Here is a 20,066-nt window from a genome sequence, read left to right on the forward strand (position 1 = left end):
AATAAAAGGATGGATAGAAGAAAGAGATGTGAAATCTAGTGTCAAAAACAGTTGTATTAGCAGAGAAACCTTCGGTTGGACGTGATCTTGCACGTGTGCTGAAGTGTCATAAAAAAGGAAATGGCTTTTTAGAAGGAGATCAATACATTGTGACATGGGCGCTTGGCCATTTGGTCACACTAGCTGATCCTGAAGGCTACGGAAAAGAGTTTCAATCCTGGCGTTTAGAGGATTTACCCATCATTCCCGAACCGCTTAAGCTTGTGGTGATGAAAAAGACAGGCAAACAATTCCAAGCAGTGAAAGCGCAGCTTGCGAGAAAAGATGTCAAAGACATTGTCATCGCAACAGATGCTGGACGTGAAGGGGAGCTTGTCGCACGATGGATTCTTGAAAAAGCGCATGTGAAAAAGCCCTTGAAACGACTATGGATCTCATCTGTTACGGACAAAGCCATTCAAGAAGGCTTCAAACGTTTAAAAGACGGCAAAGAATACGATAACTTGTATCGCTCAGCCGTTGCACGTGCAGAGGCAGACTGGATTGTCGGCATCAATGCAACAAGAGCGCTGACAACGAAGTTCAATGCACAGCTTTCCTGCGGACGGGTGCAAACACCAACGGTCGCCATGATCGCCAAACGAGAAGAAGACATTCAGCAATTTCAGCCAAAGCCGTTCTATGGATTGACTGCACAAGTAGATGGACTGACTTTGACATGGCAGGATGCCAAAACAAAGCAAAACCGGACATTCCAAGAGAGTGTGATCAAAGAGCGCTTGGCAGCCTGCGAAGGTAAACCAGCAGTGGTTGATGCGTTGAAAAAAACAGCGAAAAAAGCTTTCGCGCCGGGACTGTACGATCTGACTGAATTGCAGCGTGATGCACATAAACGCTATGGCTTCTCGGCCAAAGAAACATTATCTACGCTTCAGCGATTGTATGAGCAGCATAAGCTTGTCACATATCCACGTACAGATTCACGATTTATTTCAGCGGATATCGTTCCTACATTAAAAGATCGTTTAAAAGGAATGAACGTCAGACCGTACACGCAGCATGTCAACCGGATTTTACAATCAGGTGTGAAAGCGCACAAAGGCTTCGTCAATGATGCCAAAGTGTCAGATCACCATGCGATTATTCCAACCGAGGAAGAGCTGTACCCAGGAGTATTAAGCGATAAAGAGCGTAAATTATATGACCTCATTGCCAAACGATTCCTTGCTGTACTCATGAATCCTTTCGAGTATGAGGAAACAACGGTGATCACCAAAATAGGCAGTGAAACGTTCACAGCAAAAGGGAAAGCCGTGCAAGCTGCTGGTTGGAAAGCCGTGTACGATGATTCATATGAAGAAGAGGAATCAGCCGAGGCAGATCAACATTTGCCGCTGCTTTCAGAAGGACAGTCACTAGACGTACGACAGCTGAAAGAAACAAGAGGAGAAACGAAGCCTCCTGCACGTTTTAATGAAGCGACCCTATTATCTGCTATGGAAAACCCAGCGGCATTTATGCAGAACGAGGAAAAGGACTTAGTGAAAACCCTTGGTGAAACAGGTGGTCTAGGGACAGTAGCAACAAGAGCGGATATTATTGAAAAGCTGTTCAATAGCTTCTTAATCGAGAAAAAGGGCAAAGACATTTTTATCACATCAAAAGGGAAGCAGCTGCTCTCGTTAGTGCCTGAAGACCTAAAGTCACCTGCATTAACAGCGGAATGGGAACAAAAGCTTTCTAAAATCGCCAAAGGGCAATTGAAAGCTTCTCAATTCATGAGTGAAATGAAATCGTATGCCAAACAAGCCGTATCTGAAATCAAACAGACGAACCAAACCTTTAAGCATGACAATGTCACTGGCACCCATTGTCCAGACTGCGGTAAACTCATGCTGAAAGTGAATGGAAAACATGGCACGATGCTCGTCTGTCAGGACCGAGAATGCGGCCATCGTAAAAATGTGGCAAAGAAAACAAATGCACGCTGCCCGAACTGTCATAAAAAGCTCGAACTGCGCGGAGAAGGTGATGGTAAAATCTTTGCTTGTGTATGCGGCCATAGAGAAAAGCTGTCTGTCTTCGAAAAACGCAAATCTCAATCCAATCAAAAGAAAGCCAGTAAGCACGATGTGTCTAAATATATGAAGAAACAAAAGAAAGTGGAAGAACCAATTAATAACGCACTAGCTGAACAATTAAAGAAATTAAAATTAGATCAATAGTTCTATAAAAACCCATGCGGAAACGCGTGGGTTTTTCAGTATTATCAAGTATATTGACATGTTGTTTTTCTGAAAATGGGAATGAGTATGCGAAAAGACTCGTAATTTGGTATAAAATATTTATTTAAATTTAAGCAAAAACGCTCTATAATAAATCGTTAGATGTTTAGAGAACGGGGAGTTGAAAGGGGACACGAATGCATACACGCATATATCGTACAGCAATTGTTTTAGTCATTGTCATTCTACTAGGCGGATGTACCTGGAGGCAGCAGAAAGAATCAGCTGATCCAGTATCACCACAGCCCGTTTTACCTGGTGAATATTTTATCACTCACCACTTAATGACAGATCAAGGCTTGATTCGTACCTCCTTTGCAGAGGAACATATTTACTTATCTGAATCACTTGGGCTTTGGATGGATTATCTTGTTCGAAAAAAAGATCAAAATTTATTTGACCAACAGTTGGGTGTTCTACAAGATCAATTTTTACTAGACCATCATCTTCTCAGCTGGCAAATTGAATCTGAACAAAAAAGTAAGGCTAATGCTTTAGTTGATGATTTACGTGTAGTGACGGCACTTCAAAAGGCAAATCGTTTGTGGAAAAAGTCAGTGTATCAAACGACAGCAAAAGAAATCGCTCAAGCGTTAAAAGAAAAAAACATGTTCAAAGGCATATTGTCCGATTATTATGATGCATCAACAAATCGAACTTCGCACACAATCACTCTCTCTTATATAGACCCAAAAGCAATCAAAGAATTGGAATCCCTCCAAATATTCACGAAACAAATGACCAGTAACCAATTAGCCATTCTAAAACAAGCACCGAGAAAAAAAGGATTCTTTCCTAAGTCCTATGACATAAAGAAAAAAACCTATTCATTCGATCAAGAAATCAATATGATTGATCAACTTTATACAGCTTTACATGCATACCATGCAAAGGTGAATACGTCCGCGATCATGAAATGGCTGAAAACGTCGTTTAAGCAAGAAGGAAAACTGTACGGGAGATATAAACTGAGCACATTGCAGCCATCTGTCACATATGAATCGCCTTCGGTATATGCACTCGTCATCTTGTATGCCCTTAAACAAAACGAGCTGAAATTCGCAAAGACGGTCTATCACCGTATGAAAGAATTACAAACCCAAGATCCTCTTAAGCCTTATTACGGAGGATACATGAACGAAAAAGAGACTCACTCATTTGATAACTTATTGCCTCTAATTGCAGAAAGGGAGCTTTTAAATGAATCGGTTGTTCAGTAACACGTATCGCTTGTACTATTCTCTGCTCCTCACGTTTGCAGGCCTTATTTTGTTTATGGGCTACCTCAACGTACAAGATGCGGAGAGCTTTATGATCATTGCACTGACATTTGTCGTGTTAGGCTGCGGTATTTTATTTGGTATTCTACCAGCATTAATTTTCACCTTGCTGATTTTGTTCTTTATAGGAAGCGCCATGTTCTTTACAGAGCTTGGTCATGAAAATGCTCTTTTTTCAAATCAAACATTGCAAGATGTAGTGATTTGGGGCGTAGCACTTCTTTTTTTCGCTATTTCAGCGGGAAGCTTGCATGAACGGATCAATACGCTGCGTCACACCATTGAACAACAAAAGCAGGCCATCAAACAATTTGTGGCGATTGACTCGACAACAGGATTTGACAATGCTGAGCGGATGAAGCTCGAATTATCCGAGGAAATGAAACGGGCAGAACGGTACAAACAGCCATTTGTCTTTATCCTTCTTCATATGAATTACGCAGCGGAATTCAAATCGTTATATGGAGAAAAAGAAATGCAGCACCTATTTCAGCAATTAAGTCTCAAGATCCGCGAAAGCGTAAGAGAAACCGATAAGAAATTTCGGCTATCTGAAGAACGAATGGGCTTGCTGCTAACTCATACACCAGAAGAAAATGTGTCAGTTGTTCTTGAAAAGCTAAAGGTTAAACTGCAAACGCATGTCCTATTAAATGGTCGTGAAGTGATCTTGACATTTCATGTCTGTCATTTAACAAGCAGCTCGGATTATCGTTCGCCGGAGCAGTTTTTAGAAGAACTAGAAAAAGAGATGATGATGAATGAGCTTTAATTCTTTGATGAAATGTTGTTTGATGATCACGCTTTTTTCGATTCTTTCGTTTAAACACATTGCTTCAGCCGATGCGCTTGTCACGCAGCCAAATACACTGATCGTTTATTCTACACCATCGGGGGAAGTGACTCCGGCCGTTCATATGCTGGATCTACTCGCCGGTCATTTTTCAAAACAGACGACGATTGTATCTGATGAATATTTGGCTGAAAAGAGGGTTAATGAATTTCAGCAAATCATTTATCTTGGTGAAATAAAGAGAACCTTGTCAAAACAAACGATTCGTGCGATGAACGAATCACAGCAATTCATCGCCATTGGATACAATGCGGAACAGCTTCGCCCATTTTCCAAGCTTACTTTTCACAAACAAGATCATATCAGTCAAGTGAAACATACACATGATCAGACATATCGTCAGTTAGAGAGAAGTATCAATGTGTTAACGGTTCGAGGGGCAGACTTGAAAAATGAATTTCTAGTGAAGAAACGTCAATCTGATCAACCATTTGTGACTCAAACAAAAGAAGGTGCGGCATATATCGGTATCTTAGATGTTGTGCAGCACAACAAGCTTCTTGCAGAAGTGCTAGAAAAATACATGCCATCTTCTGTGCAAATGACGACAAAATACTTAATGCTCGGGAACATCAGTCCAGCAAGTGACGAGAAAAAGCTGCTTGAACTTGGACAATACGTATCCGCACAGCATATTCCTTATCAGATTGCAGTGACCCCTGCTTGGATAAATCGGGCAACAGGTGATGAAGTCACACTGAGTGACCGCCCGAAACTTGTGAGTGTTTTAAAACAATTGCAAGAAAATGGAGCGAGTATTATTCTTCATGGCTTTAGCCGTACGTATCGAACGGAGGAATCTGGTCAGGGATTTGAGTTCTGGGATGCAAAATATGATCAGCCCATCACGACAAATGAACCCAAAAATGCTGAGAAGAAACAAAGTAAAAGCCAATTCCCAAATGAAAAAGACTTTTATACGTATACCAAATCGTATCAGCAGCAAGAAATCGCCTATACAGAAGAAAAACTGACAAAGGGCATTGAGCTTCTTGCTAGTCAAGGCTTATATCCTCTTGGGTTCGAGGTGCCGCATGATGCGATATCTCAACAAGGGTATGAAGTGATTTCAAAGCATGTGTCCAGTCTATTTGGACAGGTGCAGCTGTCAGACCGCACTTGGAAATCAGTCGGTGCATCGCCGCTCGTGACGTCTCCTGCCATGTTACACGGCATGACCTTATATCCTCAGCGGCAATTTGAGCAAGCATCTGACCAAAAAAGTTCAAATGTTTTAACAGAACAGACGATTCAATCCGTGCAGCATCTGCAATCAGCCGCAATGGGGCTGTCCTATGACGTGGAGTTGGGGATAGCAGGGTTACAGGATGTAATCACACAGATGGAGGCAATCCCTTCTAGCGATTGGCTGGATATAAAGAAAACAAAACAGACGGTCCAAACTGCACATGTCAAAATTCAAACATCCGGGAATGGACATATTCAAGTAGAGCAATCCAGCATCGACGAAACAAAAACTGTCAAACGAAGTGGTATGGAAAATGTGCTGAGAATTCTCACGGTCGTGGTCATGCTGTTTATTGCGGCATTTGCTTTATACACATTGTATTTAAGACTGACAATGAAAAAACGAATTTTTAAGGAGAGAAAATTAGGTGGCTGATGTCTTATTTTATCTTTCATTAATGCTTATTTGGATCATGCTCCTATACCACATGTTTCTTATGCAGGGCGGCTTTCAGCATTACCTGACCTATGAAAAAGTGCTGCCTAAATGGACGAAACAAGGGAAGGATCTGCCAACCGTCAGTATTCTGATTCCTGCTCATAATGAAGAGGTCGTCATTCGGCAGACATTAAAAGCGATGGTTCAGTTATCTTATCCTAAACACCTCCTTGAAATCATTGTGATTAATGACAATTCCTCTGATCGCACAGGAGAGATTGTGCAATCATTTAGTGAGCAATATGATCATGTTCATATGATTGAAACGAAGCCGCCATTTTCAGGGAAAGGGAAATCCACTGCACTGAATGAAGGCTTGAAGGCTTCAACAGGAGAAGTGATTTGCGTATACGATGCAGATAACATGCCTGAACCAAAGGCTGTCTATCATTTGGTTCTTGGATTATTAAATGACGCAAAAGCAGGCGCTGTTGTCGGGAAATTCAGGGTGATCAATGCAGCCAAAAATTTGCTGACCAAATTTATTAATATTGAGACCATCTGTTTTCAATGGATGGCGCAGGGCGGGAGATGGAAATGGTTTGGGATTGCTACAATACCAGGTACCAACTTCGCCATCCGCCGGCACATTTTAGAAGAGCTCGGCGGCTGGGATGTCCAAGCTTTGGCCGAGGACACCGAATTAACGATCCGTGTGTATAACCTTGGCTATGTGATTCGATTTTTCCCAGCTGCGATCACATGGGAGCAAGAGCCTGAGACATGGAAGGTCTGGTGGCGACAAAGAACGCGCTGGGCTAGAGGGAATCAATATGTTGTTCTTAAATTTTTAAGACAGTTTATGAAGCTGAAACGAAAACGAATGATTTTTGATTTGTTTTATTTCTTCTTTACGTATTTCTTATTTTTCTTCGGTGTTCTGCTCTCAAATGGCATCTTTATTGTAAACCTATTTGTTGACCTTCACTTATCTGTAGGGGCTGTCGCACTGATCCTTTGGGGATTAGCCTTCTTCCTCTTTCTAACAGAAGTGATGATTACATTAAGTATTGAGAAAACAGAGCTCACTAAACAAAATATTCTCATTGTGGTTCTCATGTACTTCACTTATTCTCAAGTATGGATTGCGCTTGTCGTGTACTCCTTATGTGTAGAGGTGAAGAGCCGATTATTGAAACAAGAAGTGAAATGGTACAAAACAGAGCGTTACGATCAACAACAAAAGAAAAGCGGGTGACAAATTGAAATCGGTCAAATGGATGTTTTTTATATTAGTGCTATCCCTTGCCATTCAGCCTTTTTTCATGGCAAGTCAAGCAATGGCGCAATCCAATCGAGTACAAGTGAAAGACGATTGGGTTCACTCATCAAAAGGGAATCAAACAGACACGCAGCATCTATCAGAAGATGTGGTAACCTTGTATGGTCAAAAAGACCGCACTGAATTTTCCTATCAAATGGAGAAAGAAAAAGTAGAGTCTAGCACTCTTACATTAAATATAGAGGCTTCACCATTACTCATATCGCCATCGTCTTTCACAGTGATGATTGATGGAGAGATTGAAAAAACGATCCCTGTATCAGGAAAAAACGCAAAAAAATCGATACAAATCAAATTGAATAAAGCGCAATTGAAAAAAGGATCTCATCAAATTCAACTCGCATTTTATGGTGTGTTAAAAGAAGGTGTGTGTATCAATCAAGAGACGCCTGCCAATTGGCTGAAAGTATATCCTGAAAGTGAGCTGGCGTTCAAAGGAGTTCAAACGAAAGACGTGACGTTAGACAGCTTCCCTTCACCATTTATTCCATCAGGTGATCAGGAAGAACAAACAGATATTGTGATTCCAAATAGACCAGAAGCGGCTGAATTAGAAGCAGCCATGAAAGTATATCGTACGTTGAAAAACAAAGACCGCCTAGCAGACCTCAAACTCGTTCAAGAAAAGGACGTCGAGCAAATTGCGCATCCAACCATTGCTGTGGGAGCAAAAGGAAGCTGGAATGGACGAATGAAATCAATCGAGCAAGCGGCTGGAATTAAAACAGAAGGCGATCAACTGACGTTAGCGGTGAGAACCCTGACAGCAAAGAAAAAAGAACAGCCCATTTTATTTGTCACTGCTAAGCAGCCAAAGACAATTGCTGAAAAAATCAATGTTTTGACTCAGCCAGAACTGACAGGTCAGCTCACTGGAACCGACTTGCTGCTGCAAAAGGTGACAGCTAGTGCTTCTAAGCCATCTCATCATATTCGTTTAATAGATTTTGGCGCAGATGATGTCAGAGTTGGAACCACAAAGACAGCATCTGATCATTACTATTATCCGAAAGCATTAATGGCTCAACAAAAATCAGGTGCAAAACTAAATCTATCATTTAAAAAATCAGATCCAGCGAACAAAGCGGAACGTCTAACAGTGATGATCAATAACGAACCGCACGACGTACCGTTAACAAAACTAGGAAACAAAGATGAGAATGGATTCTATCATGTGTCGATTCCAGTAGATTCACAAGTACTTCAAAAGAATGAATATGTGGACTTACAGTTTGTCACATCAGGTTTTAAAAATATGGAATCTTGTAGACATACGGACGAAGAAGGCTGGATTTACATTGATAAGAACAGCTCTCTTCAAATACCAGAAGGAACAACTACTGATACACCCGACTTAGCTGCATGGCCGCTCCCTTACACTTCGGAAACGCAGCAAGGAAACACATTGATCATTATGCCAGATCAAATCACTCAAGCATCAATCAATCAAATGGCATTGCTGACCGAATCATTTAGTCAACCGGAAGCTGCTCACTATCATTTGGTCAAAGCATCGAATGTGACAGAGGAACAATTGAAAAAGAACTCCCTGATTTTCTTCGGTGGCATCCAGACATTCTCTCTTTTAAAAGAAAAAGCAGACGATCTCATCGTTCCGGCGAAAAAGGGTCAATATGATGTATCCTCATTTGGCATGATCAACGAAACAACAGCTCGTATTGTATGGACGCAGCCATCTGTATGGAATAAAGAAAAAACGATGACCGTTTTTTCAGGAATGACGGCAGCTGACGCTGATATATCAAATGAAGTGATTCGATTCCTTCAAACAAATACGGAGACCGCTACAGTTGCAATAGAAAGCAAGAACAAAGATATGTTCTCTAACAACCAAACAGTCAGCAATACAAAAAATGATATGAAAAAAGGTGAAAAGCAAGGCGGCGGTGAGTCTTGGATTTATTTTGCATGTATCGCTGTACTGATCATTTTTGTCGTTGTGATGATTGTTTATTTCGTACGAAAAAACCGCAAAAAGACTGATTAATAAACGGTCAAAAGACCTCGAAAAAATCTCTTTACTTTGGTGTCAAACGGGAGTATGATCTCTTTTATAAAAGACCAATCGCTGAATCATTTCGATGAGCGGGGGAACCAATTGTGGTGTGAAGCACCACGTGGGGTGAATCCTTTTTAGGTAGGGCAAAGTCTCATGCGCCCGAATCCGTCAGCTAACCTCGTAAGCGTTAAAGAGAGCAAAGACCAACCTGTGATCTAAACAATAGGCACAGGGGCATTCTATTGCCTCTGTGTCTTTTTGGCGATCCATCTTTTGCAACTTAAATCGTTTGACACTAAAGGAGCGGGCATCACATGTACAGTTTGATGAAGCGTATTTTAATTGGTAAACCATTAAAATCACAGGCAGCAGGAGAACAAAAACTATCAAAAATCAAAGCGTTGGCATTATTGTCATCAGACGCATTGTCATCAGTTGCATATGGTACAGAACAAATCTTAATTGTTCTTTCTGTCGTTAGTGCAGCAGCATTTTGGTACTCACTCCCGATTGCAGGTTGTGTATTAATTCTTTTAATGGCGTTAATTCTATCTTACCGCCAAATCATTTATGCTTATCCAGAAGGCGGCGGGGCATATGTCGTCTCTAGCAGAAACCTAGGTGAAAAACCAGGATTGATCGCTGGTGGATCATTGCTTGTAGACTATATTTTGACTGTAGCGGTGAGCATATCAGCTGGTACTGATGCCATCACATCAGCTTTTCCAGCACTATATCCATATCATGTCTTGATCTCAATTGTATTGGTCATCGTGATTATGGTGCTCAATCTTCGTGGATTGACAGAATCGGCATCTATTCTGGCTTATCCTGTATACTTGTTTGTATTTTCACTCCTTATCTTAATTGGAGTAGGCGGCTTTAAATTATTAACAGGAGGCGTACCGCCAGCACCTGAGCATACAGCAGTAGGCACGCACGTACAAGGCATTACATTATTTCTTTTATTAAAAGCTTTTTCATCTGGCTGTTCTGCTCTGACTGGAGTAGAAGCCATTTCAAATACCATTCCATCCTTTAAAAAACCGGCTGCTCAAAATGCAGCAAGAACATTATTGATGATGGGGGGATTACTAGCTGTTTTATTTGTGGGAGTCACATTGCTTGCGTTTGGTTTCGGCATCTCGCCAAAGCCAGAAGAAACGGTTGTATCACAAATTGCATCAGACACTTTTGGACGTACGTTTTTCTATTACGTCATTCAGGCAGTCACAGCGCTAATCCTAATATTAGCGGCAAATACCGGCTTTTCAGCCTTTCCGTTATTGGCTGTGAATTTAGCAAAGGATAAGTATATGCCGCGTATGTTTACTGTAAGAGGAGACCGGCTTGGTTACTCTAACGGCATTATCTTTCTAGGCGTAGCCTCTATGCTGCTCATCTGGTTGTTTGATGGAAAAACAGAACATCTTATCCCGCTATATGCTGTCGGTGTGTTTATTCCATTTACCCTGTCGCAGACCGGCATGTGTGTGAAGTGGATTCGTGAAAAACCGCAGGGCTGGAAAACGAAAATGCCAATCAATATCGTCGGAGCACTGATTTCCTTTACAGTTTTCATGATTCTCATTTTGACCAAGTTCCATCTCATATGGCCAGTATTTGTTTTCCTGCCTATCGTACTATTTATCTTCCATTCCATTAAAAAGCATTACCTGTCTGTTGGGGAACAATTGCGTTTATTGAATGAAACAGAGCCTGTTGAGATTAAAGGAAATGTGGTCATCGTACCTATAGCGGGTGTGACGCGTGTTGTCGAACAATCTATTCAATATGCAAAGTCTTTGTCAGATCAAGTCATAGCGGTTCATGTATCCTTTGATAAAGAGAAGGATAAGAAAATTGAAGAGGATTGGGAAAAACTTAATAGCGGTGTACGACTTGTGTTGCTTCATTCGTCCTATCGAAGCCTCATACACCCGCTTGATAAATTTCTTGAAACCGTTGAGGCAAAAGCAAATGCGCATCAATATAAAGTGATGGTGCTTGTACCTCAATTTATCCCGAAAAAAAGATGGCACACCATTTTGCATAATCAATCTGCCTTTTTATTAAGATTCCGCCTATTATGGAAGCGGGATATTGTGGTGGCAACCCTGCCTTATCATTTTAAAAAGTAGCAGGAGCAAGTTGAAACGTTTGATCAAAAGGATGCGGTGGTATGGAGTAAGAAAAAAGGAGTTTTCTCACATGCCGCAAAGAACCGCAGGAAAAGAAGTAACAGCGCTACTGGAAGAGTGGGGCGTGAAACATATTTATGGAATGCCCGGCGACAGCATAAACGAATTGATTGAAGAACTTAGGCATGAATCAAGCCAAATAAAATTTATCCAAACGAGACATGAAGAAGTGGCAGCACTTTCAGCGGCAGCTGATGCGAAACTAACAGGTAAACTCGGTGTCTGCTTATCTATCGCTGGACCGGGTGCTGTCCACTTATTAAATGGACTGTATGATGCAAAAGCAGATGGTGCACCAGTTTTAGCAATTGCAGGGCAGGTTGCTTCAGCCGAAGTAGGCAGAGATGCATTCCAAGAAATCAAATTGGAGCGGATGTTTGACGATGTCGCTGTCTTTAATCAGCAGGTACAGACAGCAGAGGCGCTGCCTGACTTATTGAATCAAGCCATCAAAGCAGCTTATACCCATAAAGGTGTGGCAGTTCTCACCGTATCGGATGACTTATTTTCTCAAAAAATAAAGCGTAAACCCGTTTATACATCACCTCTTTATGTGGAGGGAGAAGTACGGCCGAAGAAAGATCAACTGCTAAAAGCAGCTCAGCTAATTAATAATGCGAAGAAGCCGGTCATCTTAGCAGGTAAAGGATTAAGACATGCAAAAGAAGAGCTTCTTTCATTTGCAGAAAAGGCAGCGGCTCCTATCGTCATCACACTCCCTGCAAAAGGGGTTGTGCCAGACAGACATCCATACTTTCTAGGTAATCTAGGTCAAATTGGAACGAAGCCGGCATATGAAGCGATGGAAGAATGTGATCTCTTAATTATGCTTGGTACCTCCTTTCCATATAGAGACTACTTACCAGAGGACACGCCAGCCATTCAACTGGATATTAAACCAGATCAAATCGGTAAAAGATATCCAGTAGATGTGGGAATCGTGAGCGACAGCAAAAGTGGTTTGCATGAACTGACTTCCTACATTGAATATAAAGAGCAGCGTGGCTTTCTTGAAGCTTGTACAGAGCATATGATGAAGTGGCGAGAAGAAATGGATAAAGAAAAATCTGTTGCTACTTCACCGATTAAGCCACAGCAAGTCATTGCTAGACTAGAAGAAGCAGTTGAGGACAACGCTATTCTTTCAGTTGATGTTGGTAATGTGACGGTATGGATGGCACGTCATTTTGAAATGAAACAGCAGGATTTCATTATCTCCAGCTGGCTTGCCACAATGGGGTGTGGTTTACCTGGTGCGATTTCAGCGAAATTGAATGAACCGAACCGACAAGCCATTGCCGTATGTGGTGATGGAGGCTTCACAATGGTCATGCAAGACTTTGTGACAGCTGTAAAATATAAGCTGCCGATCGTTGTCGTGATTTTAAACAACAACAATTTAGGAATGATTGAATATGAGCAACAGGTAAAAGGAAACATGAATTATGGTATAGAGCTTGAGGATATTGATTTTGCTAAGTTTGCAGAGGCATGTGGCGGCAAAGGAATCTTCGTGTCATCACATGAAGAATTAGCCCCAGCCTTTGATACAGCCCTTCAATCCGATAAGCCAGTCATTATTGATGTCGCTGTAGACAATGAACCTCCGTTACCTGGGAAAATTACTTACACCCAAGCAGCAGGCTTCAGTAAATATTTATTGAAAAAATTCTTTGAAAAAGGTGAGCTGGATATCCCTCCACTCAAGAAAAGCCTCAAACGCTTTTTCTAAACAAAAGGTAGTCGGTCTTCTGAAAAGAAGGCTGACTTTTTTTGTGATGATTAGGAAAATCATTTCAATTGTCACTTGCCTTCATCTCTATTAAAATATCCGAAAATTATTTTTGTAACTTAAAGCCTATTTTTCCAATTCGATGAGAAAGGTAATATAGACTTTATGATCAATAATGGAGGGAGTGACTTCTTCTGGGCAAGATACTTGATGCAAAAGCACTAACAAGTGCTATGGACGCAAGAGCAAAACACTACCAGGAACTCCGCGAACAAATGGTAGATTTAAAAAAAGCACTACAAGGTGTTTCTAATCTCGGTGATGACTTCACTGGGAAAGGTGCCGATAACATTAAAAGTTTCTACAAAGAGCTCGCCGGAAATGTAGATATGTTCATCAGCTTCATCGATAAGCAAAAAGCCTTTCATGAAGGTGTTTCTGGGACACTAGATGATACAAACTTTGGCGGCGATACCTTTGTAGAAGAACACTTTTTAGACAACGCTGTACATATGGGCATCAAAAATGCCAAAAGCATTGTAAAGGATCAAAAAAAGGCACTTAAAACGATTTTTCAAGACATCGACGACCTCATTTCTCTAGAAGTATTTGATAGCCAAACCTTTGATGAAAAGATTGCAGATGCGGAAGACGAGCGAAAAAAGACAGTGAAAGACCTAAGAGAGCTTGATCAAAATATAAAAGATGAATATGCTTTGTCAGAAACGGAGCAGCAAGCTACAATGGCATTGTACGCAGAAATGATGAATGCGACAAATGACGGAAAAGCCATTTCACCTATGAATTTTGACAAGAAAGCGTATCATAATAGCGAAATCTACAAGGCAAAAAGCGATATTGAGAAGCAAACTGCCGAATATCTCAATATTAAAAAAGAACAGCAGAAAGCCCGCGAAATCGCAAAGGAACAAGAAGCACTCGCTAACCGTCCTTGGTATGAAAAAGCACTTGATTATGGCGGGAATATTGTGAATGAACTAACTGGCGTGAACGATGCAAAACGCGCCGCAACGGGCGTTGACCCGATCACAGGCGAAGAACTTACCGCAGGACAGCGCATCGCCGCAGGCGGCATGGCAGCAGCGGGATATATCCCTATCGTCGGCTGGGCAGGGCGCATTTTCAAAGGCGGAAAAGCCGTCTATAAAACGACCCAAGCCACCTCAGCCGCAGTACGAGCAGTCGACATCTACAAGACATCGCAAAAATCCTTTGACGCCTTAAAAACATCTCAAAAAGGCTTATATGGCCTCACCGCCACCAACGGCTTCAGCGAAGCGATTACGGGCCGTGATATGTTTGGTAATAAGGTCTCAAAAGAACAGCAGGAAGCGAGTATGAACGCAGCGCTTGGAATGCTTTTGCCGTTTGGGGCGAAAGGGTTTCATGGGAAGATGGGAATTAAGAATACGAGGGAACTTAAGCATCCAGTTTTAGAAAATCCACGAGTAGGTAGTGCATTGAAAGATGATTTTTATCATAGCTTTAATGATATAATTGACAACTACGCAGTTCATTCTAAGAGATTTGATTTACCAAATAGAAAAGGCCATATGGATTCGTTGTATCAAATAGAGGGCTCAGTGGTTAAGTACGAAACGAAATATGTAAAAGTAAAGAACAATGCCCCTGAAATGTTACAGTCGAAAGAAATAAGGAATGGCGTGTTTGAATGGGTGGTAGATCCAACAACGAATACAGTGACCCATAGAACTTTTATACCTGGGGGCAAAGTGACAGGAAAAATAAATCAATGGGGGAAATAGAAATTGTATAAAATAGAAATAATCACGAAAAATGGTTTTGATTGTAACTGGTCTACGCTGCTTGTTGGTAGACAGTTTAATTTAATTTCTGCTTTAGAAGTAACAAACTATGCTGTTAAATACTTAGAAAGTAACCCTAATGCTAATAATGAATTAATCCTTGAATTAGCTTGGGAACAAGAAGAAGTTAAAGTAGATAATATACTTGAAAGCATAACCTCTGACAGTTCTTCGGAAGACATGAAAAGAGAATATCATAAGTGGCTATATAGCACTATGAAAGAGACGTATATTAACTCAAGTGATGAAGAAATCTTTGAAGAAATTGAAAATATTTTTTCAATCTTTAATACACCGGAAAATATGTATGACTTCTTTAGAAAAGTTTCAGACGCATTTTATTACCCTCATGATTCAAAAAATACAATTAAAGAACTTGTAGAAGAGTTTTTAGAGACAGAAAAGAAATTAATTTTTAAATAACTAGAGAGCGAACGATGGACTAATTGTCCATCGTTCGCTTTCAAAGCATGTAAAGATTGATATGATAAAAGAATAAAGTGAATTTGTTTTTTTGAAAGCAATGGAGGAAAAAACATTGAGTGACCTTAAAATAAGTATCATGTCCGAGAAATTTAAAAATGAAAATACTGGTGAAATTTCTAATAAAAAGCAAACAAAATCACTCCACACATAATTGGAAATCATATATTAATCAAATCCAACCACCACAAAAAAGGAGAAAAACCATGCTATGGATCCTCACACAAAACCAGCAAACTCTAATTCATGTACAAGAAGTCTCAGTAAGCGGCAAAAAAATTGAAGGGATGATCTTAGGAAGTACTTCTTGGGCAAAGATGCTCGGCAAGTATGACTCAAATGATCGTGCAGCCGAGATCCTTCAAGACATGATGAAGACGATTGAAGAACATCCAAATGCCACAATGACTTACCGAATGCCGCCTCAATAAAAAAGAAACCACCTTTCCATCGCGAAAAGGTGGTTTTTGTTTAGGATGGTGTTTTTCCAAAGGCTAAGAATAAGGGGATGCCTGTGCCAACTAGTGTGGTGGCAAATAGGAACATACCGCAAATAAATAGAAAATGGCTGGCTGAAAAGACGAGTGCCAGAATGAGAAAAACGATGCTGAGTCCTATCATGCTATAGGATGGGACAAAGCGGCGTTTGTAGGTGGCTTTCTTTGTTAGGAATGAGAAGAAAATACCAAATACTAAAGGGACAATCCATAAGTAAAATAAAATAATAAGAGACATACATCATACCTCGATTTTTCCTTCTATTTTATCAGATGCCGATCACAACGGATACTACAAAGCTTCACTTTGTAAAATAATTCATGCAATCGACACAATTAAGTGGGTTGATTCATCGAATGCGTTTTTTGTTTCATATATTCAGGCTGTAAAAGGGCGTACACACAATGGTCGGTAAAGCGATTGCCCAGCCATTCACATTGCCGTAAAATTCCCTCAAGCGAAAAGGATAATCGCTCTGGGATGCGTCTGCTTTTCTGGTTATCGACAGCAGCCCTAATCTCAATACGGTGCAGCCCGCACTCTTCAAATAAATAGCGAATGACAGCTTGGCATGCTTTTGTCATGATGCCTTTTCCTTGATAGCCTTCTCCGAGCCAATAGCCGATTGAAACGGTTCTATTGATCCAATGAATTTGATGGGTACCAATGATGCCGACAAGTTCTCCATGTGACCAGATGCCCGCTTGAAAACCGTTGTTCTGCATCGCTTGCTGCATCGCACCTTGGATAAACGCCATACTGTCTTCTTCTGTCTGTGTGGAATCCACCCAAAGCATCCATTCACGTAAATGCTCTCTCGACCGCTGGATGAGCAAATACAGACTTCTTGCGTCTCTTGGCTCAAGCAGCCGCATAGATATCTCTTGATCCTGATAAACAAACATGAACCCACATCCTCTCAGGGGAATTCTACCATAACCAAATGGAAAGAAAAAGACAGCTCAACACTGTCTTTTACATAAACGTATCTACAATTAAGAAGAGATTAAGTGCTACAACAAGAGCTGCTATCACCCAAGATATTCCTGTCACCCAGCGGGCATTCGTTAATCCTCCCATAATTCGTTTTTTACTTGTAAATAAAATGAGTGGAATTAGAGCAAAGGCAATCCCAAACGATAAAACGACCTGACTCATCACAAGCGCGGAGGTCGGATTCACTCCAGATGCAATAATCGCAATCGGAGGAATGATGGTAATCAGCCGGCGAACATATAGCGGAATCCGGTATTGAATAAAGCCCTGCATAATGATATCGCCTGACAATGTACCGACAGAAGAGCTGGAGAGTCCGGCTACAAGCAGACCTACACCAAATAAGATGGCTGATACAGGCCCTGCGAGTGTACCAAAATGCTGAAACGCAACATCCAAATCTTCAACAAAGAGACCATTTTTATAAAATAAAGCGGCAGCCACAATCAACATGCTGGCATTGATGGCCCCAGCGACGATCATTGCAATGAGGATATCTAAAAACTCAAAGCGGAAAATCTGCTTTTTCTCCTTTTCCGTTCTGCCGACAACTCTTTTTTGGGTTAAAGCTGAATGTAAGTAGATTGCGTGAGGCATCACAGTGGCACCTAATATGCCAGCTGCAAGCAGCACGCTGTCTGCGCCATCAAATTTTGGAATGAACAGCCCGCCAGCGACATTTGCGATATCTGGTTTGGCGACAAAGGTTTGTACAGCGAAAGCGATCACGACAACGAACAGCATGCCGGTGATGCCGGCTTCTAATGCACGATATCCTCGTCTTTGCAATTCTAAAATCGCAAATGATCCGATGGCTGCAATTATGGATGCTTCAAGCAGCGGGATTCGAAAGAGTAAGTATAAACCAAGTGCCGCCCCAATAAACTCAGCTAAATCCGTGGCAATAATGACGAGTTCTCCTTGAATCCATAAACCGATCGAAACGGGCTTTGGAAATTCTTCACGTGCGATTTCAGGTAAGTTTTTACCTGTCGCGATTCCAAGCTTTGCGGATAAGGACTGAATGAGCAAAGCCATGAGATTTGATATGAGAATGACCCATAAAAGAAGATATCCATATTTGGAGCCAGCCGCAATGTTGGTGGCGAAATTTCCTGGATCAATATACGCAATGGCTGCGATAAAAGCAGGACCGAGGAAAGGAAGGAGTCTTCTAAACCCTTTGACTTTTCCTTCAAGTGCACGCTCAGCTGCCTCTGACATGTGTGCCTGTGCCTTGATGTATTTGTTTGTCATATGTCATCACCTAGATTCTACAAAGTTTTGCTTGGGCACAAAAAGTTTCCTTGATGCAATTTTTAATCATCATATGCCCATCTTTATGAAAAGTCAACTATCTGAACTAATAGGTTTGTTTATCATATGTAAGTGAAAAAAATAGATACCTTGTCAATCCAACACATAAAAAACACCGCCTTTTAGACGGTGTCCCTACTGTTTCCTCTGTTATTTGTTTTTTTAAGATACCCTTGATCCCACACTACGGAAGATCAGGCTTAAGATGATGACAAAGATCGCTGCACCTAAGATGGCTGGAATGATCGCAAAGCCTGCCAAACTAGGACCCCACGTTCCAAGTAATCCATGACCAATCCAAGCACCTGCAAGTCCTGCAATCATTGAACCGATCCATCCTCCTGGTACACTACCTCCAGCGAGTGCACTGCCAATAAGGCCGATGACAATCGCCACAACTAATGAAATCAGAAATCCTAACATGTTGATCACTCCTCTTTTTGTTTGTGTATTAAGCAATAACCGTTTTGAAAAAGTTTCAAACCTTTCGAAACCGATTCAATGTTCTATACGTATGATGGAAAAGGATTGTGTATAATAACAACCAAATACTTCAGCAGCATCTAAGGAGGAAAAAGGCATGGAGGAAAGAGAGTGGCTAAAAGCACAATTAAAGCAGATTGGACAGTGGGAGAAAGATCAGCAAAAGGTATGGTTTTGGGAGAAACTCAGCCGCCTGCCATTTCAAATGCTGGACAAGCTGACGCCTGCCTTTATCCAGAAAAAAATTGGTGTGCTGCTAGATGAAATGGGGCATTACATTCAATCAGGAGGTGCCTATTTGACATCAGAAAAAGGCATCATCCATCAATTTCAAAAGAAATGTGCCGATGATTCCATTCAGCGTATAGAAGATATTGAAAAAGCACCAATTGAAATCATGGATGCCATTAGTGAACATATGGGGAAAAATAGGACAAATCTCGCCACGGTACAAGGGGCGACAACGGGTGTCGGTGGTATGTTTACACTGGCTGCAGATATTCCTGCGGTACTTGGTCTCTCCCTTAAAACATTACAGGATATTGCCGTCACATATGGCTATGATCCTAAAAACAAGGAAGAACGGGTCTTCATCATAAAATGCTTACAGCTGACCTCTGCTGATGTGGTTGGGAAGAAATCGATATTAAAAGAGCTCAGAAGCTATCATGCTTCCGAAGGGAAACATGAAAACATGTTCTCGCAAATCCAAGGGTGGCGTGAGGTAGTCTATAATTACCGAGATTCATTTGGCTGGAAGAAGCTGTTTCAGCTTGTTCCTGTAGCAGGGATTTTATTTGGCGCAGTTTCCAACCGCTCACAACTAAAAAGTATTGCTGAAACAGGCATGATGCAATACCGAAAGCGAAGAATTGCTTCAAGATTAGAAGAGCTCACGCAGCAAGAACAGAGTGAATCTGGTGCATAACGCGGCGTGTAGACAAACCCTCGCATTCATTGTCAGTCCTGCACGCTGGTGCTCACGAATGTCAAATTCGCTCCTTCCTAGGGCTGCAAAGGTTTTCTATCACGCTGAAAAGAAGACAAAGGGCTAAAATCAAGATCATTTTAGCCCTTTGTCAACAATCTGAAATCCCCTTAC

16 protein-coding genes and 1 riboswitch are annotated in these 20,066 nt (G+C 41.3%); of the genes, 12 read left to right on the plus strand and 4 right to left on the minus strand.

Going from position 1 to position 20,066, the window contains the following annotated elements; translation table 11 throughout:
* Nucleotides 1-38 precede the first annotated feature (38 nt).
* The 11 genes from ACQYAC_RS15475 to ACQYAC_RS15525 all read left to right on the plus strand — a co-directional run bounded on the left by ACQYAC_RS15475 (nucleotide 39) and on the right by ACQYAC_RS15525 (nucleotide 16,101).
* Nucleotides 39-2,225 carry a DNA topoisomerase III gene (locus tag ACQYAC_RS15475; protein WP_429943627.1) on the plus strand — a complete coding sequence of 729 codons (2,187 nt, stop codon included), beginning with the start codon at nucleotides 39-41 and terminating at the stop codon, nucleotides 2,223-2,225.
* A gap of 197 nt (nucleotides 2,226-2,422) precedes the next feature.
* Nucleotides 2,423-3,505, plus strand: coding sequence for a glycosyl hydrolase family 8 (locus tag ACQYAC_RS15480; protein ID WP_429943628.1), 1,083 nt, complete (start codon nucleotides 2,423-2,425; stop codon nucleotides 3,503-3,505).
* Nucleotides 3,486-4,337: a GGDEF domain-containing protein gene (locus ACQYAC_RS15485; RefSeq protein WP_339164968.1), complete on the plus strand. Its 852-nt coding sequence runs from the start codon at nucleotides 3,486-3,488 to the stop codon at nucleotides 4,335-4,337. Before ACQYAC_RS15480 ends, ACQYAC_RS15485 begins: the two co-directional genes overlap by 20 nt.
* A complete protein-coding gene (locus ACQYAC_RS15490) occupies nucleotides 4,327-6,042 on the plus strand; it encodes a DUF2334 domain-containing protein (RefSeq protein WP_429943629.1) in 1,716 nt (571 codons plus the stop codon). Before ACQYAC_RS15485 ends, ACQYAC_RS15490 begins: the two co-directional genes overlap by 11 nt.
* A gap of 22 nt (nucleotides 6,043-6,064) precedes the next feature.
* On the plus strand, nucleotides 6,065-7,303 hold the full coding sequence (locus ACQYAC_RS15495) for a glycosyltransferase family 2 protein (RefSeq protein WP_429943961.1): 1,239 nt from the start codon (nucleotides 6,065-6,067) through the stop codon (nucleotides 7,301-7,303).
* Between the two features lie 4 nt (nucleotides 7,304-7,307).
* Nucleotides 7,308-9,395, plus strand: coding sequence for a cellulose biosynthesis cyclic di-GMP-binding regulatory protein BcsB (locus ACQYAC_RS15500; RefSeq protein WP_429943630.1), 2,088 nt, complete (start codon nucleotides 7,308-7,310; stop codon nucleotides 9,393-9,395).
* A gap of 69 nt (nucleotides 9,396-9,464) precedes the next feature.
* A riboswitch (cyclic di-AMP (ydaO/yuaA leader) is annotated at nucleotides 9,465-9,609 on the plus strand.
* A 112-nt stretch (nucleotides 9,610-9,721) separates the two neighbouring features.
* Nucleotides 9,722-11,548: an APC family permease gene (locus ACQYAC_RS15505; protein ID WP_306011744.1), complete on the plus strand. Its 1,827-nt coding sequence runs from the start codon at nucleotides 9,722-9,724 to the stop codon at nucleotides 11,546-11,548.
* 70 nt (nucleotides 11,549-11,618) lie between these two features.
* Complete coding sequence (locus ACQYAC_RS15510; RefSeq protein WP_429943631.1) at nucleotides 11,619-13,340, plus strand: pyruvate oxidase; 1,722 nt, start codon at nucleotides 11,619-11,621, stop codon at nucleotides 13,338-13,340.
* Nucleotides 13,341-13,534: 194 nt separating this feature from the next.
* Entirely contained in the window at nucleotides 13,535-15,127 is a 1,593-nt protein-coding gene (locus ACQYAC_RS15515) for a ribonuclease YeeF family protein (protein ID WP_429943962.1), read from the plus strand.
* Nucleotides 15,128-15,130: 3 nt separating this feature from the next.
* Nucleotides 15,131-15,610: a DUF2247 family protein gene (locus ACQYAC_RS15520; RefSeq protein ID WP_061406808.1), complete on the plus strand. Its 480-nt coding sequence runs from the start codon at nucleotides 15,131-15,133 to the stop codon at nucleotides 15,608-15,610.
* A 266-nt stretch (nucleotides 15,611-15,876) separates the two neighbouring features.
* Entirely contained in the window at nucleotides 15,877-16,101 is a 225-nt protein-coding gene (locus tag ACQYAC_RS15525) for a hypothetical protein (protein WP_429943632.1), read from the plus strand.
* Nucleotides 16,102-16,141: 40 nt separating this feature from the next.
* Here ACQYAC_RS15525 and ACQYAC_RS15530 read toward each other — a convergent pair whose 3' ends face one another.
* From ACQYAC_RS15530 to ACQYAC_RS15545, 4 genes are all read right to left on the minus strand, one after another.
* Entirely contained in the window at nucleotides 16,142-16,405 is a 264-nt protein-coding gene (locus ACQYAC_RS15530) for a hypothetical protein (protein WP_012008971.1), read from the minus strand.
* A 98-nt stretch (nucleotides 16,406-16,503) separates the two neighbouring features.
* The gene (locus ACQYAC_RS15535) at nucleotides 16,504-17,073 is read right to left on the minus strand and encodes a GNAT family N-acetyltransferase (protein ID WP_058015372.1); all 570 of its coding nucleotides are present in this window, start codon (nucleotides 17,071-17,073) and stop codon (nucleotides 16,504-16,506) included.
* 70 nt (nucleotides 17,074-17,143) lie between these two features.
* Complete coding sequence (locus ACQYAC_RS15540) at nucleotides 17,144-18,421, minus strand: Nramp family divalent metal transporter (RefSeq protein ID WP_429943633.1); 1,278 nt, start codon at nucleotides 18,419-18,421, stop codon at nucleotides 17,144-17,146.
* A gap of 222 nt (nucleotides 18,422-18,643) precedes the next feature.
* The gene (locus tag ACQYAC_RS15545) at nucleotides 18,644-18,904 is read right to left on the minus strand and encodes a GlsB/YeaQ/YmgE family stress response membrane protein (RefSeq protein ID WP_003214275.1); all 261 of its coding nucleotides are present in this window, start codon (nucleotides 18,902-18,904) and stop codon (nucleotides 18,644-18,646) included.
* Between the two features lie 157 nt (nucleotides 18,905-19,061).
* On the opposite strand from ACQYAC_RS15545, the gene ACQYAC_RS15550 reads away from it, so the two are divergent.
* Complete coding sequence (locus ACQYAC_RS15550; protein ID WP_429943634.1) at nucleotides 19,062-19,892, plus strand: EcsC family protein; 831 nt, start codon at nucleotides 19,062-19,064, stop codon at nucleotides 19,890-19,892.
* Nucleotides 19,893-20,066: the final 174 nt, after the last annotated feature.

It is taken from the genome of Bacillus sp. MM09(2025), from assembly GCF_050496725.1.
Classification (GTDB): Bacteria; Bacillota; Bacilli; order Bacillales; family Bacillaceae; genus Bacillus; species Bacillus pumilus.

What these genes read in the sequence shown, in the direction of transcription:
- ACQYAC_RS15535 (WP_058015372.1), bottom strand. Translation starts at nt 17,073, where the DNA reads ATGTTTGTTTATCAGGATCAAGAGATATCTATGCGGCTGCTTGAGCCA.
- ACQYAC_RS15495 (WP_429943961.1), top strand. Translation starts at nt 6,065, where the DNA reads ATGCTTATTTGGATCATGCTCCTATACCACATGTTTCTTATGCAGGGC.
- ACQYAC_RS15490 (WP_429943629.1), top strand. Translation starts at nt 4,327, where the DNA reads ATGAGCTTTAATTCTTTGATGAAATGTTGTTTGATGATCACGCTTTTT.
- ACQYAC_RS15525 (WP_429943632.1), top strand. Translation starts at nt 15,877, where the DNA reads ATGCTATGGATCCTCACACAAAACCAGCAAACTCTAATTCATGTACAA.
- ACQYAC_RS15480 (WP_429943628.1), top strand. Translation starts at nt 2,423, where the DNA reads ATGCATACACGCATATATCGTACAGCAATTGTTTTAGTCATTGTCATT.
- ACQYAC_RS15530 (WP_012008971.1), bottom strand. Translation starts at nt 16,405, where the DNA reads ATGTCTCTTATTATTTTATTTTACTTATGGATTGTCCCTTTAGTATTT.
- ACQYAC_RS15550 (WP_429943634.1), top strand. Translation starts at nt 19,062, where the DNA reads ATGGAGGAAAGAGAGTGGCTAAAAGCACAATTAAAGCAGATTGGACAG.
- ACQYAC_RS15485 (WP_339164968.1), top strand. Translation starts at nt 3,486, where the DNA reads ATGAATCGGTTGTTCAGTAACACGTATCGCTTGTACTATTCTCTGCTC.
- ACQYAC_RS15510 (WP_429943631.1), top strand. Translation starts at nt 11,619, where the DNA reads ATGCCGCAAAGAACCGCAGGAAAAGAAGTAACAGCGCTACTGGAAGAG.
- ACQYAC_RS15540 (WP_429943633.1), bottom strand. Translation starts at nt 18,421, where the DNA reads ATGACAAACAAATACATCAAGGCACAGGCACACATGTCAGAGGCAGCT.
- ACQYAC_RS15505 (WP_306011744.1), top strand. Translation starts at nt 9,722, where the DNA reads ATGTACAGTTTGATGAAGCGTATTTTAATTGGTAAACCATTAAAATCA.
- ACQYAC_RS15545 (WP_003214275.1), bottom strand. Translation starts at nt 18,904, where the DNA reads ATGTTAGGATTTCTGATTTCATTAGTTGTGGCGATTGTCATCGGCCTT.